Genomic DNA, 15821 nt, shown 5'->3' with positions numbered 1-15821 from the left:
GCTTGATAAGCAACGTGATCCTGAGGCTTGTTCACAATCCGTTACGAGCAGGCGTCAGTAGAGTAGAGCACAACGCTGGACTCCAGGGTGTACCTGCATACATGAAGCTGCGACTACTTGGTGCGAAATACCTCGGTTGTTTGATTCCTCTCTTGTGAGGAGGACAAACAACACGATCTTAACTGCCTATGGGTTGGGCAAAGCCTGCTGCGTGCCTTTTGGCCCAAGGTAGGTGTAGCTACCGACGATAGGCAGCGCGCATGTCTTCACTGCGGCGCATTCAACCGAGCGTACCCAAGCTTGTTAAGGGTTAATACGGCACTCTTGACCAGCGATCAACGTGCGTAAGTCGCTTCAATATCTTCCAGAGTCAGGTGCCAGCGCGACAGCATGCGGCTGTAGACAGCAAGCTCGGGTTCAGAAATCACCTTGTCGGCCTTGGCCATATCGAGGGCAAGGGTTGCAACCAACAGCTGTTTCTTTGGCTCGGTAACCGTATCCAGCAGGTCGTCGATACGCTGCCGGTCAACAAGCTTGATGCTGCCATTTTCGTCGGCTTCATCGCTCAAATCGTTACAGTAAGCGTGGAGCACTTCGATAAAACCAGTACGGGTGATACCAAGCGCTTCATAGATATGAAGGGTTTCCAGGCTGTCGATTTCACGTGGGTCCATATTGCCGTCGCTCATCATCAGCATCACCAGCAGGCGAGCCATGGCTTCGGGACTGTTGGCGGGGTATTTCTTCATCATATTGGAGTCTCCTGCATGCCTAGTGCGCTAAGAAATTCAACCGGCACCTTCGCCGGTTTATGGGTGGTGAAATCAAAAAACAAAATGCCTGTCTTTGCGTGCAGCGCGTCGCGATTATCGGCTTGCTTACGGAACCTATAGAATAAATCGCAGCCATATTTATTGAACTCGGTGCTGGCGACTTCAACAACCAAGGTTTCTCCCCAAAATACTTCAGCTTTGAAGACCAGTGCGGCGTCGGTAAGGATCATGCCAAGGCCGCCGATATTTAACTCTGTTAAACCGAGCGACTGCAAAAATCGCAACCGCGCTTCATGAACCAGCGTCAGTGCTGAGTCATTTCCCAAGTGGCCCCCATAATTGATGAGGCCAATACCGACTGATATTTCGGTACGAAATGGGAAGTATTCAGGTAAGTCGAGTTTGATGCGTGCCATGTATTGTGGTTGTAGGCTGCTCATTTGTGGTCAGTGTAAGCCTCGCCGGACCTGCTGGGCAACCTGGCAGCTATAGTAGACTCAGGCTGTTGCCGGATTGCAGGGTTCCGTCGATATGAAAAAAGGAATGCATCATGTACCAACGTATTCTGGTTCCTGTTGATGACAGCGAAACTTCTCGTCAAGCCTTGAGAGAAGTGACCCGATTTTGTTGCGACCAACACGGCAAAACCCGGTTGGTTCATGTGATTGATTTGGCACAGTTTACCTGGGGCGGCGCAGAGTTTGTCGATGTGGGCGAACTGCAAAGTAATCTGCGCGAAGGTGGCCGGAAGGTTTTGGAAAGCGCCGCAGTGTTGATGAAGGAAAATGGCGTAGAGGCTGAAACGTCGCTGATTGAAATCTGGGGTGGTACGATTTCGAGCGCAATCATCGAGGATGCAACCAATTGGCCTGCCGACATTGTGGTGATGGGTTCCCACGGCTGGACCGGGTTGGATCATCTATTGCTGGGCAGTGTTGCGGAAGGTGTGGTTCGGCATGCACCCGTACCTGTTCTCATCATTCCGATAAAACGTAAGAAATAAGTTGTTTCAAAGTGGAAATTTGTGCCTGAAAGCAAACTCAAATCCCTGATCCCTCTGGCAGTTACCGATCATCGCCGCGATATTCTTGGTTTTCAGTATGTTTATCCTGTGGTGTCGCGGCGGGCGGGGGGCGTGTCGGTAGGTATCAACCTTAATCCCAACAATGCCTGCAACTGGCGTTGTATCTATTGCCAAGTCCCTGATCTGATCCGCGGTAATGCGCCGAAGTTGGATTTGGCATGCTTGGAGGCTGAACTTGCCGCCATGCTTGAAGATATCGTCCATGGCGATTTCATGCAGCGCAATGTACCCGAAGATGTGAGGCGGCTTAATGATATTGCCTTGTCGGGTAACGGAGAGCCCACTTCCAGTCGCCAGTTCGGTGAGGTTGTAGACTTGGTTGGAAGGCAGATGAGGCACTTTGGGCTATTGGGGCAGATCAAGTTTGTTTTGATCACCAACGGCAGCCAGCTGTATAAGCCGGCAATACAAAGCGCGCTTGGTCGATTAAGCGCGTTGAATGGCGAGGTTTGGTTCAAATACGACCGTGCTCCGATTGACAACCATAGTTTCGTTAACCAGATTGCATTGACGCCGGCTCAAGTCAGACGTCATTTGCTAGCTGCCACCACACATTGCCCCACTTGGTTGCAAACCTGCATGTTTATGGTGGATGGAGCTTTGCCTAGCGAGCAAGAGATTACGGCATGGCTTGATTTATTACGTGAAGCAATGGAGGGGGGCGCACGGCCTGAAGGTGTGTTGCTTTATGGTCTTGCCCGGCCTTCTACTCAAGCAGAAGCGCCACGCTTAGCGAAGGCACCGGATGATTGGATGCGTGCGTTAGCCGGCCGCATCGAAGCATTTGGGTTGCCAGTGAAATTGAGCCTTTAGTTGCTGCCACAGATGTGTCGCGGGCGGTGAATTAATCTGGCGTAGCGCAGCGATGCCCATATGTGCTGTCGTCGTATAAGAACGAAGGTAGCTTGCGATGCACGCACGAACCCGTCACGCCTATGTAGTAGAACGTGCTGGGTCTCTGAGTTGCTGGCTTTGCGGCGATGCACAATGTAAAACGCGCACTTTGGTGCGCGTTTTACATGGGCCTTCAATGCTCGATCGATATTGATCGAACACGGAACCCGATCAGGCAGCTTCTTGGTCTTGGTGCTGGTCTTTGTTTTCCAGTTCCTGTGCCTTAACTGCTTTCTGCAGGCTTTTATACAGGTCAGGATGGTTCTCGCGGAGGTATTCGATGATTTCGAAATCCTCGCGACGAACGCGACTCAGATCAACTTGCTCTACATGCACCAGACGCAACAGCTCGCGCACGGGTTTTGGCATGTTTCTGCCACTCTCGTAGCGTGAGCCACCACTTTGGGTGACACCGATTTTGGTCCAGAACTCTTGTTGGTTCAGACCAAGCTTGCGACGTACGTCGCGGGGATTAAAGATTTTCTCAAAAATTTTCATAATTGCTTCTCGCGCGGCGTGTGCGACTATCATCCTGTCATGATGTCCATCCAGTTCGCCTATGCCGAATGGTACTCCCGTCCTGTCTGTGAGCGTTTCCTCCTTCGCTTCGCATAGACAGGCCAAGAAATCAGAAAGACTCAAAACAAGTGCAATATTACTTCGCTTACAGCGTATGCGCGAGGCATGTTGCACTGCAATTGGTCAGTTTCATGATTTTTACTTAGCTTGTGTAGGCTGAGATTGTGAAAAAGTGACAAAGTTTCTCTAAGTAGGTTCAAAGGTCGTTAGCCTAAGACGTAGGCTCAGCAAGGCACTGATCGCTTTTTGATGATGACATCGTGCTAATGACGTGTGTTGTTCGGGATAACTCCTTCCTTGAATTTGGGTAATCCCTTACGTCGGGTCGTCTTAGCATCCTTTGGCATTTGTTAAGATCAAAAGCTCTCAATCACTTGTGGCGGGCCGATTTCTAGCGGCTATCGAATTCGATGAGTACATTGGTTGACAAGATCGTCCAGGCAATACGACGGGATATTTACAACGGCAATCTCGCACCAGGGGAGCCATTAAAACAGGTTGAGCTAGCAAACCGCTATGGGGTAAGTCCCATACCTCTGCGCGAAGCGTTGCAGCGTCTGCAGGTGGAAGGGTTGGTGGAATATTTCGCTTACCGTGGCGCTATTGTGGCTCGGACAAAGAAGAGTGAGATCGTTGACATTGTGGGTATACGTAATGTACTCGAGCCACTCGCTTTCCAAATGGCATTGCCCACGTTGGATGATGAACAACTCGCCCGACTAGCGGCATTAACCGATGAATTGGAGTCGCCGCAGGCGAGCGATGCAGCTTACTTTATGGTCAAAATTTTTGACTACTACGCAGTGCTGCTAGCCAAGGCACAACGGCCGCTGTTATTGGAGATGATCCAGACCAATCTGAAGCGCGCAATCCGGTACTATGCAGAGGTAATGCGTCGGTTGGATGGTAAGCAGCTGCCGCTCCCAAGCCGGCATGAGTACCTGGAAGCTTTACGTAAGCGTGATATGAACCGATTGGTTACTTTGCTTGAAACCCGTCATGCGGGTTATGTGAATTTCATCGAGACGCATTTCAAGGACTGAGTACCCGTTACGGCTTGGCAATCAAGCTGTAACGAGTTGGATGAATCCTCGATATATTTATGCCTGCATGGTATGCAGCCACTGCTCAAGCGTATCCAATGTGGTGTGGAGTTGATTCATTGGGGTGTCGGGCTTTGCTTGTACGGTGCGTTTACGTAAATGGCGTGCATGTGCCTTATCGGATAAGCAGCTTGGTTCGCGCAATACCGATCTGTCCAATTGAATGCCATGTCGTGCCAGAATCGGTTCCAGTTCGTCCGCCCGTTGAAGCAGGTCTGCGCGCGTGTGCTGATAGGCGTGTTCACACATATTTTCACGGTCGGCGTAACTGAAGACGTTTGAATAAAAGACTTCCTTGTCCCCATGGCTGGGTTCAAACAACACGATATCTGTATCTGCGTAGCTACTCGCGTAGCGTTGCATACCTACCCGCATGCGCGAGTGAATGATGGAGCGGAACGTTTGTGATAACACTACTGGTAAACCACCGCGCATAAGTTTGTCGCGTGTATTGGACTGGTAGGAAGGGGAGACACGGGCGTCGAAAGGGACGATAGGGTTGATGCAGATCACCAAGTCAGCTGCTTCATCGAGGCTGATCGATGCGTGCAGGGTTTTCTTGAGCGCCCCATCCACATAGTGGTTACCGTCTATTTCTACCGGGGGAAACAATCCTGGCAAAGCAGAAGAAGCCTGTACAGCTTTGGAGATGGGGACATGGTCATGACCGTCGCCACCAAATTTTACTGAGCAACCGGTATCAAGGTCGGTGGCGACGATATAGAGCTTATGCCGTAGCTCGCGGAAATCATTTGTACGACCGCCGCTGGTAAATACCTGGCTAAGGAAGCGGTCGATCTCACTGTTGTCGAATATGCCTGTAGGGATAGCATGCGCGAGCTGCATAAAAGCCCCAGTCAGGCCTACCTCTTGTGGGTGGGTAACGAACGCCCAGAAGGCATCCAACAGTAGTTCGGGAACTGTCAGGATCCGATCGAAATATTCTTGATAGGCTGGTCGTAGGAATTGACTAGGCTCGAAGGGGATCGTTTTCGAGCAATTCGTGATGAAGATCTCATACATTTCTCTCGGCGTAATCTGATTGGCCAGGGCTGCTGTAATAAAGCCACCAGCGCTGACGCCGACATAAATATCAAGGTCGGTAAGCTCGATACCTTGTAGCGCTTCCTCTAATGCGCACAGCGCGCCTACTTCATAAATGGCGCCTAGGGGCCCGCCCGCTGCGAGATTCAGGCCGATACACGATTGAGAGCGTTTGCGCTTGGCTCGTGGCATGGGAAGCGACTCCTGAGGATACAGGGATGGATAACAGTACCCTAGCTTGGCTGGCCACAGCCGCAAGGTTGATATAACAAGGTATGGTAGTCGCAAGCAAAGGCGCACTGACCAATAATCGCTATCGGGGAAACCTGCTCATAATCTTATTTGAACAGGTTCTTACAATTTCATACTGAGCCACTGCCGATCTACATGTAAACAGCGTGTTGGCAGTGGGTCAGTAAACCCACCTAGAACTTGCCCTACTTATGCTTTGGCTGCTGGCTTGGCTTCTGCTTTAGCCGTGGTCTTGGCTTCGGCCTTGTCTTCTACTTTTGCGGCGACGGCGGCTACAGGTTTTGCGGTTTGCTTCTTCACCAGCTCACTTACGCTTTTGTTCAATTCATCAATACGCTTGTTCAGGTCAGCTAAGTCCTTATTGCTTGGGACGCCCAGCGTATGCAATGCACGGGCAACACGGTCCTGGAACACTTGTTCTAGCTTGTCCCAGGTTTCAGTAGCTTTGCTGGTTACGGACACAACTTTCTCCTCTGCTGTTTTTTTGCTCTTTTCTTCGACTTGTTTGCCTGCTTCAACCAAGTGATCAAACGCCTTTATGCCTTCACCTTGCGCTTTGGCAAATGCACCCAGTCCGGCCAACCAGATTTGATTGGCGGATTCCAGGATGACATGGGCGTATTGCTTTTCTTCAGTAGCTTTCTTCAGTGACTTGGCCATGATGGGCTCCTTCGGTAATGAAAGTGAAAGGGTGTTTGTCTATCCGTGGGTGCAATGCTTCGCGTTTGTGTATCGATTTGCAGACCAGCGGTTGGTGAAGCCGTACGCTTTTTCTCAGTTAGGCACGACCATTGCCTCCAGTCACTACCTACCTGAATTAAAATGCGCTGTTTGGCAGGTAGCCTTTACAGCATGAATTAAGAGTGGTTACTGGCTCCCGGTGTATTACTGAAGGAAGAGGGTCGTATCCCTAATTCTTTTGGACAGTTGCTCAGTCTTACGGTGTTTTGCAGTACCTGAAACAGTCCGACCGTTGAGTGAATTATGGTTGCCCTGTTTCGCTAAGTGCCAGTTTTGCTTTGGCTTTTTCAAAGTCATTTTGTTGTGTAGCCACACTGTTGTATGAAAGTTACGTTGCAGGAATGTGTCAGTCGGCTATGTCCACATGGATTGGCGCGCCTTCTCACTGTTGTATTGCATCTGCGTGTGCTTTTTTTGCCCTTCCCATTTTTACGACATCTATGGACGAGAATCTGAGTAAGACCATTGCCCAGAGCGGGCTTAGCCGTGAACGTTACCTATTGGCCGACTGGCAAGCGAGGCGGTTGGCGCATAGTTATGCTGATTTGGCGGGCAGTGAACGCTATGGCTTGGCAACGACCTTTTTCCTATCTGATATCTATGGTCCGACTGATTTTTCCCGGCGCGACGCGGATAGCGAACGGGTCGTGGGGAAGATGCGAAGCTTGCTGCCCAAACGGGCAATGGGAGCAATTGAGGACGCCATGCATCTGAACCGGCTTACCCAGATGCTCGATAATCAGCTCTTGGAGATGCTATTCAGTGAGATGAAGGTGCAGACCATCGACGCTGTTCACTACGCAGAAGCCTACCGGCGTTGTGATAACTATGTGCAGCGTTGTGAGCAGATCAGGCTTGTCCATGAGTTAGGCAGCGAGCTCGACATCGTGGTGCAAAAACCGATGGTGCAGCTGGCGTTACGTTTGGCACGTGGTCCTGCACATCTTGCGGGTTTAGGAGAGCTGCAGGACTTCTTGGAACGAGGCGTGGCCGCGTTTCTACATATGCAGGGGGCTGAATATTTTCTGAATACAGTCAGAGATCGAGAGATGGCGTTGCTCGACCGTATCTATGCTGGTGGAGCCAATCCTTTTGCAGATTTTCCCTGCTGACCGGGAAGTTGTTCGGTGTCCACTTGTTGGGGTTGTATTGGTTGCGAAGCCAACAAGGTAGACTTGGGATTATCTAGCAGCCTATGTGGCAAGCTGTTCAATTAAAAAAGAAATTGGAGTCCGATTATGTCGATTAGTATTCGTTATCCGCACAGCAAACCGCAGGAAGAGGCCCGTAAACTGGCCGAAAAGGTAGCGGACGAGATGAGCCGTGAATTCAGTATGACCTACCGCTGGGAAGGCGATGTATTGCACTTCGAGCGTAGTGGTGTAACTGGTCAGCTCAGCGTGGTGCCAGGAGAGGTTCTGGTTGAAGCAAAGTTAGGTTTTCTGCTTACTGCGCTTAAGCCACGTATTGAGTCAGAGGTTCGGAAGTTCCTTAATGAAAACTTTGCCTGAGAACCTGTTCAAAGTCTGCTGCGCGCCAGCAATACGGCGTTGAAAACATCCTCGGAATGCTCATTTACCACTTGTAAACTCTGCTTCCTTGGATGTTTTTGCCTTGTCTTGCTCTAGCTCGACAAACTTTGAGCTGGTTAACTGACTTTGGGTATCGGTTACAGATGTATACCCTTCATTATCTGCATGAACGCCAGTTGGTCTGCGCTCAGCTCAGGGGCTTTGCCAGCCTCCTTGTCTCCTTTGGCCGCGGACGAGTCTGGGAACATCCGGTAGGCTGTGTTCATGATGATTTGCGCTACCCGTGGTGCCAATGCATGGACGGTTTGGCCAAAAATACCCAGCCCTGAAGCGACCCGTACCGGCTTATAGATAATCGCCTGCGCCACCATATCGGCCGCTTCGTCGGGGCCGATGATGAAGGGCATGTTCTTGTAGATATCGGTTGGCGCAATCATGGGTGTGCGCACCAGCGGCATGTTGATCGTGGTGAAATAGATGCCACGGTCCGAGAATTCACTTGCCGCACACCGGGTAAATGCGTCCAGCGCCGCCTTGGAGGCGACATAAGCCGAAAATCGCGGAGAATTCGTCAGTACCCCGATAGATGAAATATTGATGACTTGGCCGGATTTGCGTGCGCTCATGCCGGGTAGTAGCGCCAGTGTAAGGCGCAGACTGCCGAAATAGTTGAGCTGCATCGTGCGTTCAAAGTCATGGAACCGGTCATAGCTGTTCTCCACGGCGCGGCGGATCGAGCGGCCCGCATTGTTGATGAGCACGTCCACATGCTTATAGGTTTCCAGGACGGTGCGTGCCAGTTCATCAATGGCTTCGATATTGGTCAGATCGCAGCTGTGAATCGAGCACTTGCCACCGTTGGCTTCGATCTCACGTTGTGTGGCAGCCAGTTTCTCCAGGTCCCGTGCCACGATGATGACGTGCGCACCGGCTGCTGCCAGCTTGATTGCCGTGGCTTGGCCGATGCCAGATGATCCCCCTGTGATCAGTACCTGCTTACCGCGCGATACGCCGCTTAGTGTGCGGTCGATGAACAAATCGGGATCAAGGTGGCGTTCCCAGTAGTCCCATAGCTTCCAGGCGTAGTCTTCCAGCGGTGGGAGCTTGATATCGGTGCCTGCCAGCAGCTTTTGGGTCTGGCGGCTGTCGAACCGGGTCGGGTAGGAAACAAAGTTCATGATATCGGGTGGTAAACCCAGGTCTTTCAACACCGCATTGCGCACGCGGCGCACAGGGGTGAGCGAAGCCAGTGCATGGCGCACCATGGCTGGTATGAAGCCAAAGACCGAGGGGTTGATCCGTACTGTCAGTTTAGGGGCATGTGCCGCTTCGGCGAAGATGGCGAGGGCTTCCCCCACGCGTTTTGCATCCGGGTCGGTCAGATGGAAGCATTGGCCGTTATGCCCAGTCAGGTGAGCAAGATAGTCCATGGCTTCGACAACGTAGTCGACTGGCACCATATTGATGCGGCCTCCGTCGATGCCGATGGCGGGCATCCAGGGCGGCAGGATCTTGCGCATCTTTTGCAAGACTTTGAAAAAGTAGTACGGACCGTCGATTTTGTCGATTTCACCGGTTTTGGAGCTGCCAACCACGATGCCGGGCCGGTAAACCCGCCATGGACGCGAGTATTCTTCGCGTACCAGTGCTTCCGAGTCGTGCTTGGTTCGGAAGTAGGGGTGATTGAGTTTGCCTGCTTCCTTGAACATATCCTCGGAAAACACGCCTTCGTAAAGGCCGGCTGCGGCAATGGAGCTGGTATGGTGAAAGACACCGGCCTCAATGGCTTCGGCGAATTCCAGGGCATGCCATGTACCGGTCACATTGGCGGCAACTTGGTCTTCGGCGCTGGCTTTTAAGTCATAAAGCGCAGCCAAGTGGAAGAAGTGCTTGATCTTGCCCTTCAGCTTCGCGATATCCTGCTCGGCGATGCCCATGGTGGGTTTGCCTAACTCGCCCACGATCGGGATCACACGCTCGGCATCTTTGCCCCAGCGCTGCTTAACCTTATCGAACTTCTCCATGGATTCCTTGCGTACAAGCGCATATACCTTGCCTTTGCGTTTGTTCAGAAGGGTCTGAACGAGGTTGTTGCCGATAAAACCGGTTGCGCCGGTCACGAAGTAAGTCATGGAGCGTGTTCCTCGTTGTATTGATGCATTCTGCAGTGGTCAACTTGCCTGTAAGCCGCACCAGTGCTGGCGCTTGGCAAGAGGGTGTGTTCTATAATTCCCAATTCGTAACGTCAAGCTAGCGACCGATAGGTCGTGCAAAACCACCACAGGTTGGGGCTAGGAATGAAAATATGTTGTTGAATCTGTTTGGTTCCGAACGCGAATCCATGTCAGCAGTTGACACAGCATGGTTGCGTATGGATAGACCGACCAATCTGATGGTCATCACGGGCATCATGTTCTTCGAGGGGGATATCGATTACAAACGCCTGCAGCAGGTGATGCAGTCACGGCTGTTGAAATACGGACGCTTCAAACAGCGAGTAGTCCGTACTGGTGCGAATGCGGCGTGGGAGGATGACCCTGACTTTGATATTGCCCACCATTTGCGCCGGGTAGCGCTACCGGGTAAGGCGAACAAAGCCGAATTGGAGACCATGGTCAACGACCTGATTTCCATCCCCATGGATTTCTCCAAACCACTTTGGCAGTTCTATGTAGTCGAGAACTACCAGGGGGGTAGTGTGCTGGTTGCACGCATCCATCATTGCATTGGCGATGGCATCGCCTTGATTCAGGTACTGCTGTCTTTGACTGACAAACAGCAGCATGCCAGTGACACCGTCAAGCCCAAGAAGCCCCAGTTTCTCGCGGATGAACGCGAGCCGAATGATCCCTTCATGCGGCTTTATCGGCCGGTGGCCAAAGTTTACGCCGGTATGCTCAAGAGCTACGCCAAGGTATTGGGTACTGGCTATGGCCTGATGACCAACCCTACCAAGCTTGCCGAGTACACCAGTGCCGGGGTGGGGGTAAGCCAAGGCATTGCCAGGATGGCAACCATGGCAGCCGATCCGCGCACCAAGTTCAAAGGCCAGCTTTCCACCACCAAGCGCATTGCCTGGTCCGAGTCGTTGCCGTTGTCGGAGGTCAAACATGTGGGCAAGGCGCTCGACTGCTCGATAAACGACGTGCTGCTTTCCTGTGTCGCAGGGGCTTTGCGTGCCTATTTGGTTGAGCATGGTGAAGCCGTCGATGGCCTGACGATTCGCGCCTCGGTGCCAGTCAATCTTCGGCCCGAAAATCAGCTCGACAAGCTGGGCAATTACTTTGGTTTGGTGTTCCTGCCCTTACCCATCGGTGTGGCCAATCCGATCGAACGCGTCTACGAGGTCAAGCGGCGCATGGAGGACATCAAGGGTGGGTACGATGCCATCATCACCCTGGGCTTACTCAGTGTGGTGGGCTCTTTGCCGAACATGATCGAGCAACCCGCGATCGAATTCTTCAGCACCAAGTCCACCGCGGTGATGACGAACGTACCAGGACCACGCGAGCCGATTTATTTGGCAGGCAGCAAGGTACAGGACCTTCAATTCTGGGTACCGCAATCGGGTGAGATTGGCATGGGGGTATCGATCCTCAGTTACAACGACAGGGTGAATTTTGGTGTGATGACGGACAAAAAACTGGTACCGGACCCGGCGACGATCATCGATTATTTCAATGCAGAGTTTGAGAAGCTGGTGCTGGCAACATTGATGCATACCGTAGATGGCCCGCCCGACCCGGAGCTTGCTGAGCTGCACTTGGCGGTACTGCGTATGCAGGCACTGGTATAGCCATTTAATACAGGGCTGGCTGACCTGAAGGTACCAGAGTCTGTACCTCAATGGTTTTGGCCGCCCTATGATCTCCATGGCCTTGGTTTGGAGTCGTACGTGAGCTTGATGTTCTGCTGGATTCCCGATCTGTCGCGAGCTAGAGCATCCGAAGAGTTTTCGCCGCCGTATTGTTGATGCGCAGCAGACTTTAAACAGATTCAAATACCAGTACGGTTAGCACGACCAATAGCCTGCTGTATCTGGTATTTATGTCGACTATTTGCCACCGTACGTGCCTGATCTGCTGGAGTACCCCCCATGTTTTCTGAACGTATTTCCCGTCTGCAAGGCTCCTTGGTGCGCGAGATTCTTGCCGTAGCCAACCAGCCTGACATGATTTCCTTCGCGGGGGGCTTGCCTGCTCCGCAAGCTATGCCAGCACTTGATTTCACAGGCTTACCCGCCACTCTGAGCCAGTATGGTCCGAGCGAAGGTGAGTTATGGTTGCGTGAAGCCGTGGCGGCTGAGATGAGCAAGAATGGGGTATCGGTTACAGCCGGTGACATTCTGATCCTGACGGGGTCACAGCAAGGGTTGGACCTCACAGCCAAGTTGTTTGTCGACCTTGGCACACCAGTGGTGGTAGAGGCCCCGACTTTTTTGGCAGCAGTACAGTGCTTCAGTCTATATGGCGCCAAGTTTGTGGAAGTGGGGTTGACACCCAACGGACCAGATATGGCGCAGTTGGAGCGTAAGCTGAAGGAGGAGAAGCCCCGCTTCGCTTATCTGATTCCCACCTTCCAGAATCCGTCGGGTGTTTGTTACGACGAAGCGACGCGTCAACGCGTTGCCGAGTTGTTTGACGAGCATAATGTGGTGCTATTGGAAGACGAGCCTTACCGTGAGCTGGTCTACGATAAGTGTGATCGTGCACCTATCTGTTCACGCCTCACAAAGGCGGCGTGGGTGCATTTCGGTACGTTCTCCAAGACGGCTATTCCAGGTTTACGCGTGGCCTATCTGGCTTGCCATCCAAGCCTGATGCCGAATCTTTATAAGCTCAAGCAAGCGGCTGATCTGCACACCAACAGACAAGGCCAGTGGGCGATGCATCAGCTGCTGACCTCGACTGACTATTCGGCGCATATTGCCCGACTTCGTGAGTTCTACCACCAAAAGCGGGATCTGATGGCCCAGGCGCTGGACAAGCACTTCCATGATATTGCGGACTGGGCTGTACCACCGGGAGGCTTGTTTTTCTGGGTCAAGCTAAAGGCGAATATCGACAGCTATGCACTTTTGGAGCCAGCCTTGGCACGCAAGGTTGCCTTTATGCCGGGTAAGCCGTTCTATGCCAACGAGCGGGTATCCAACGAACTGCGATTGAACTTCAGCCATGCTTCGCCTGAACGTATCGAGGAAGGTGTGAAGACGTTGGCGGAAGTCATTCGTGCCCATATCTGATACTACGAACCTGTTCTAAGCATGCTGCGCGTGAGCAATACAGCGTTGAAAACATCCTCGGAATGATTATTTACCCTATGTAAACCCCGCTTCTTCGTGGGCTTTTGCCTTGTCTTGCTTTAGCTCGCGAGACTTTGAACAGGTTCTAAGATTTGCTAAGCCCAATAAAAAGCCGCTATTAGCGGCTTTTTATTGGGCAGATGCGGACACTTTAGGCCAGCATGCCAGCCAGTCCGGGTTTGTTCTTAAACTCATTACGCAGGGCGGTATAGTGTTCGCTAGGCGTAGTTTGTTGTGGTCCTGATAAACCTAGCATCTTCCGCAGTTCATGGGCCGAACTGATCAGCAATTCCAATTTGGCCAATAAGTCTGTCCCGCTACTTTCGTCTGTTGTACGTAGCAAAGCCAATAACAGACTATTGTCTGCGTCAGCTGCCAATACGATCGGGCTGGCGTAGTTGTGCTGTAGCAGTTGCTGCAACTTGGCAACCTCATTGGGCAGTGCACCCAACGGGCAGATCATTTCCAGGCCCAGCGGTGTTTCCTCAAAGTAAACCGCGAGGTCTTCCTCTACCCACAGTACCGGTTCTTCAGCATCCAGTTCCAGCCCCAGCGTGTCATACAGGCTTAACAGCAGATTTTCCATGAATTCGTCCTTTATGACTTGACCAGGCCAGAAAGGCCCTGTGTTTGCAACCAAGCATCTGAACTACCGATACGTTCTCTATAAGACAGATTCATTATCGGTAAGGCCAGGTTCTTCATGACTTTGTTGCCTGGCGCACCAGTGTTGTACGCTTGTATCTCCAGATTACCGCTCTGCTTAAGAACTGTTTGCATCAATTCGCGGTTTGTCTGGTCAAGACGAGTACCTGGCAGGCTCAAGCCACGTCCTTGGTGGTGTGTTACTGCGCCACGCTTCAGTTCGGCGTCAAGCATGCCGGTTCTGTCTTTACCACTCTTGCAGTTCGAGCAGGGTACGGCGCCGATCTCAAAGGTGAGGCTGGCAACGCGTTCTGCAGCTTTATATGGCTCGTGCCCATCCTTGTGATGTGACTTCTCTGCCCAGATTGTCTTTAGTTGGCGTGCTAATTCCTGCACACGTTCCTTGTTCGGGGGATCGCTCCGCAAATACTCGCCAACCCACCCACCTGGTTCGGCATCAGGTCTCAGGTCATTACCCAGTAGTTGGCGTAATGCGACCGCGTTGTACTCGTCGGATTGTTTTTGGCCAAATTTCGACTTAAGTGCGAGCTCATTGACACCGAAGTTGAACGCCGCCACTTTCAAATTCACTTTCACGGTGCATAGTTCACCCGCTTCATTACGTACTTGTAGGCTGATTGGCTGGGGCTGTGAAGAAAGTTCACGCCAAGCGGTGATCTGATCATGCAGCATCTTGCCTTCACGTCCCCAACCTGGGGTGACCAATGCTGTGGATGTGAGGTGTAAGTCCACCGGTTCACCTTGCAAGGCCCGTTGTAAGGTTTCCGGTTTTGAGAACAGTTTTGAGAACAGTGCAGCGGTCACAACCTCACGTGCACGATTCTGTGCGCCTTGCTGGCGCTCTGCAGGGCGATTATCCAGCCCATATGGCGACAGGATGCCGTGGCGTATGCCTTTGTATAAGACGGTTCCGTCATCGGTACGTAGCTCGGAAGTCCATAGGTTGGCCGCATGTGTCGTCTCTTTTGTTGAGCTCGAACACACACCTTTGCCTGCGTAGCTTGTGGGGAAGATATCGTCGTTACCCAATTTCATCCGGCTTGCGGGTATCTGTGTACTGATATAAGTACGACCCTCATGCTGGAACCGGGTTTCGACAGTTTCCCATTGTTTGCCGTTGAGTATGTCCAGCTTTGCTTGGCTAAACGCAGCTTTGGCTTCCCGCTTTGCTTCTTTGGTGGGAATGCCTTCACGTTTGAATGCATTCGCGATCAAGTTGGTCAGGTCTTTGCCCAAATGCTTGCTTCTACGCATCTCAGCCTTGGTTGCCTCGCGGTCCTGATGTATGAGGGAGGTAGCGTCCAGCTGTTTGGACAGGCTGCCAAGTGCCAACGCATCGGTGCTGGCAGCCAGACCAAGGTTGTTCAAAGCTTTTTGTGCTGAATCGATCTGGAAACGTTGTAGCTCAAGCAGTGTACGTAAGGAGTGCGACGATACCTTTGGGGGAGCCTGCTCCCCTAAACCAAGGAGTTGTTTGAGCTTGGATATGATGTCGATAGGTTGCGAGGTCTGTTTCACCTCGATCTCGATTTTTCTTGGTGCCGGAGCATTGCCGGCAACATAAAACTTGCTGCGTCCACTGTCAGGGGCGTTAGTAGCCGTACTTTCAATGTTGGCTCTCGAGATGTTAAAAAAAGCTGGTATTGGTATTAACATGACATCCAATCTCCGCGTTGCACAGTCAAGAGTCAGAATCCATTCAAAGCCTTGCTACGAGAGCCGTAACGAGATGCATAGGCTGCGTTGCCCTCATCTACAGCTGTTCGCGACAGCGCATGAATAGATCCCAAACATTAATTGATATCTGATTGCTGGTTTGGGAAAACATGTAGAAAGCTTAACGGCTACCCA

Annotated in this window: 15 protein-coding genes; 7 read left to right on the top strand and 8 right to left on the bottom strand. The window is 51.9% G+C overall.

Annotated features, from left to right (window positions below; translation table 11 throughout):
- Positions 1-335 precede the first annotated feature (335 nt).
- The gene (locus ACUHMQ_RS07575) at positions 336-752 is read right to left on the bottom strand and encodes a hypothetical protein (RefSeq protein ID WP_445294849.1); all 417 of its coding nucleotides are present in this window, start codon (positions 750-752) and stop codon (positions 336-338) included.
- The gene (locus ACUHMQ_RS07570; RefSeq protein WP_445294848.1) at positions 749-1189 is read right to left on the bottom strand and encodes an acyl-CoA thioesterase; all 441 of its coding nucleotides are present in this window, start codon (positions 1187-1189) and stop codon (positions 749-751) included. Before ACUHMQ_RS07570 ends, ACUHMQ_RS07575 begins: the two co-directional genes overlap by 4 nt.
- A 134-nt stretch (positions 1190-1323) precedes the next feature.
- Between ACUHMQ_RS07570 and ACUHMQ_RS07565 the strand changes: the two genes are divergently transcribed.
- Complete coding sequence (locus ACUHMQ_RS07565; protein ID WP_445294847.1) at positions 1324-1776, top strand: universal stress protein; 453 nt, start codon at positions 1324-1326, stop codon at positions 1774-1776.
- Between the two features lie 21 nt (positions 1777-1797).
- Positions 1798-2670 carry a radical SAM protein gene (locus tag ACUHMQ_RS07560; RefSeq protein WP_445294846.1) on the top strand — a complete coding sequence of 291 codons (873 nt, stop codon included), beginning with the start codon at positions 1798-1800 and terminating at the stop codon, positions 2668-2670.
- Between the two features lie 252 nt (positions 2671-2922).
- Here ACUHMQ_RS07560 and ACUHMQ_RS07555 read toward each other — a convergent pair whose 3' ends face one another.
- Positions 2923-3249: a helix-turn-helix domain-containing protein gene (locus tag ACUHMQ_RS07555; RefSeq protein WP_445294845.1), complete on the bottom strand. Its 327-nt coding sequence runs from the start codon at positions 3247-3249 to the stop codon at positions 2923-2925.
- A gap of 491 nt (positions 3250-3740) precedes the next feature.
- Here ACUHMQ_RS07555 and ACUHMQ_RS07550 point away from each other — a divergent pair, with 491 nt between their 5' ends.
- Positions 3741-4373 (top strand): GntR family transcriptional regulator, encoded by a 633-nt coding sequence (locus ACUHMQ_RS07550; protein WP_445294844.1) that lies wholly within the window; start codon positions 3741-3743, stop codon positions 4371-4373.
- A gap of 57 nt (positions 4374-4430) precedes the next feature.
- On the opposite strand, the gene ACUHMQ_RS07545 is transcribed toward ACUHMQ_RS07550, so the two are convergent.
- A complete protein-coding gene (locus ACUHMQ_RS07545; RefSeq protein ID WP_445294843.1) occupies positions 4431-5669 on the bottom strand; it encodes a patatin-like phospholipase family protein in 1239 nt (412 codons plus the stop codon).
- A gap of 249 nt (positions 5670-5918) precedes the next feature.
- Positions 5919-6389, bottom strand: a complete 471-nt coding sequence (locus tag ACUHMQ_RS07540) for a phasin family protein (RefSeq protein ID WP_445294842.1) — start codon at positions 6387-6389, stop codon at positions 5919-5921.
- 521 nt (positions 6390-6910) lie between these two features.
- Here ACUHMQ_RS07540 and ACUHMQ_RS07535 point away from each other — a divergent pair.
- Both ACUHMQ_RS07535 and ACUHMQ_RS07530 read left to right on the top strand, forming a co-directional pair.
- Complete coding sequence (locus ACUHMQ_RS07535; RefSeq protein WP_445294841.1) at positions 6911-7582, top strand: DUF8198 family protein; 672 nt, start codon at positions 6911-6913, stop codon at positions 7580-7582.
- Positions 7583-7708: 126 nt separating this feature from the next.
- Positions 7709-7981 (top strand): polyhydroxyalkanoic acid system family protein, encoded by a 273-nt coding sequence (locus tag ACUHMQ_RS07530; protein ID WP_445294840.1) that lies wholly within the window; start codon positions 7709-7711, stop codon positions 7979-7981.
- Positions 7982-8139: 158 nt separating this feature from the next.
- Here ACUHMQ_RS07530 and ACUHMQ_RS07525 read toward each other — a convergent pair whose 3' ends face one another.
- A complete protein-coding gene (locus ACUHMQ_RS07525) occupies positions 8140-10134 on the bottom strand; it encodes an SDR family oxidoreductase (protein ID WP_445294839.1) in 1995 nt (664 codons plus the stop codon).
- A 173-nt stretch (positions 10135-10307) separates the two neighbouring features.
- Here ACUHMQ_RS07525 and ACUHMQ_RS07520 point away from each other — a divergent pair, with 173 nt between their 5' ends.
- Both ACUHMQ_RS07520 and ACUHMQ_RS07515 read left to right on the top strand, forming a co-directional pair.
- Positions 10308-11798, top strand: coding sequence for a WS/DGAT/MGAT family O-acyltransferase (locus ACUHMQ_RS07520; RefSeq protein WP_445294838.1), 1491 nt, complete (start codon positions 10308-10310; stop codon positions 11796-11798).
- Positions 11799-12098: 300 nt separating this feature from the next.
- Positions 12099-13244, top strand: coding sequence for an aminotransferase-like domain-containing protein (locus tag ACUHMQ_RS07515; RefSeq protein WP_445294837.1), 1146 nt, complete (start codon positions 12099-12101; stop codon positions 13242-13244).
- Between the two features lie 211 nt (positions 13245-13455).
- Here the strand turns inward: ACUHMQ_RS07515 and ACUHMQ_RS07510 are convergent, their stop codons facing one another.
- Positions 13456-13890 carry a CesT family type III secretion system chaperone gene (locus ACUHMQ_RS07510; RefSeq protein ID WP_445294836.1) on the bottom strand — a complete coding sequence of 145 codons (435 nt, stop codon included), beginning with the start codon at positions 13888-13890 and terminating at the stop codon, positions 13456-13458.
- An 11-nt stretch (positions 13891-13901) separates the two neighbouring features.
- Positions 13902-15488: a type III secretion system effector inositol phosphate phosphatase gene (locus ACUHMQ_RS07505; protein ID WP_445294835.1), complete on the bottom strand. Its 1587-nt coding sequence runs from the start codon at positions 15486-15488 to the stop codon at positions 13902-13904.
- Positions 15489-15821 lie beyond the last annotated feature (333 nt).

It is taken from the genome of Chitinimonas violaceus, from assembly GCF_052601015.1.
The sequence above is the reverse complement of the archived record's forward strand: the minus strand, read 5'-3'. Positions and strand labels throughout refer to the sequence as shown.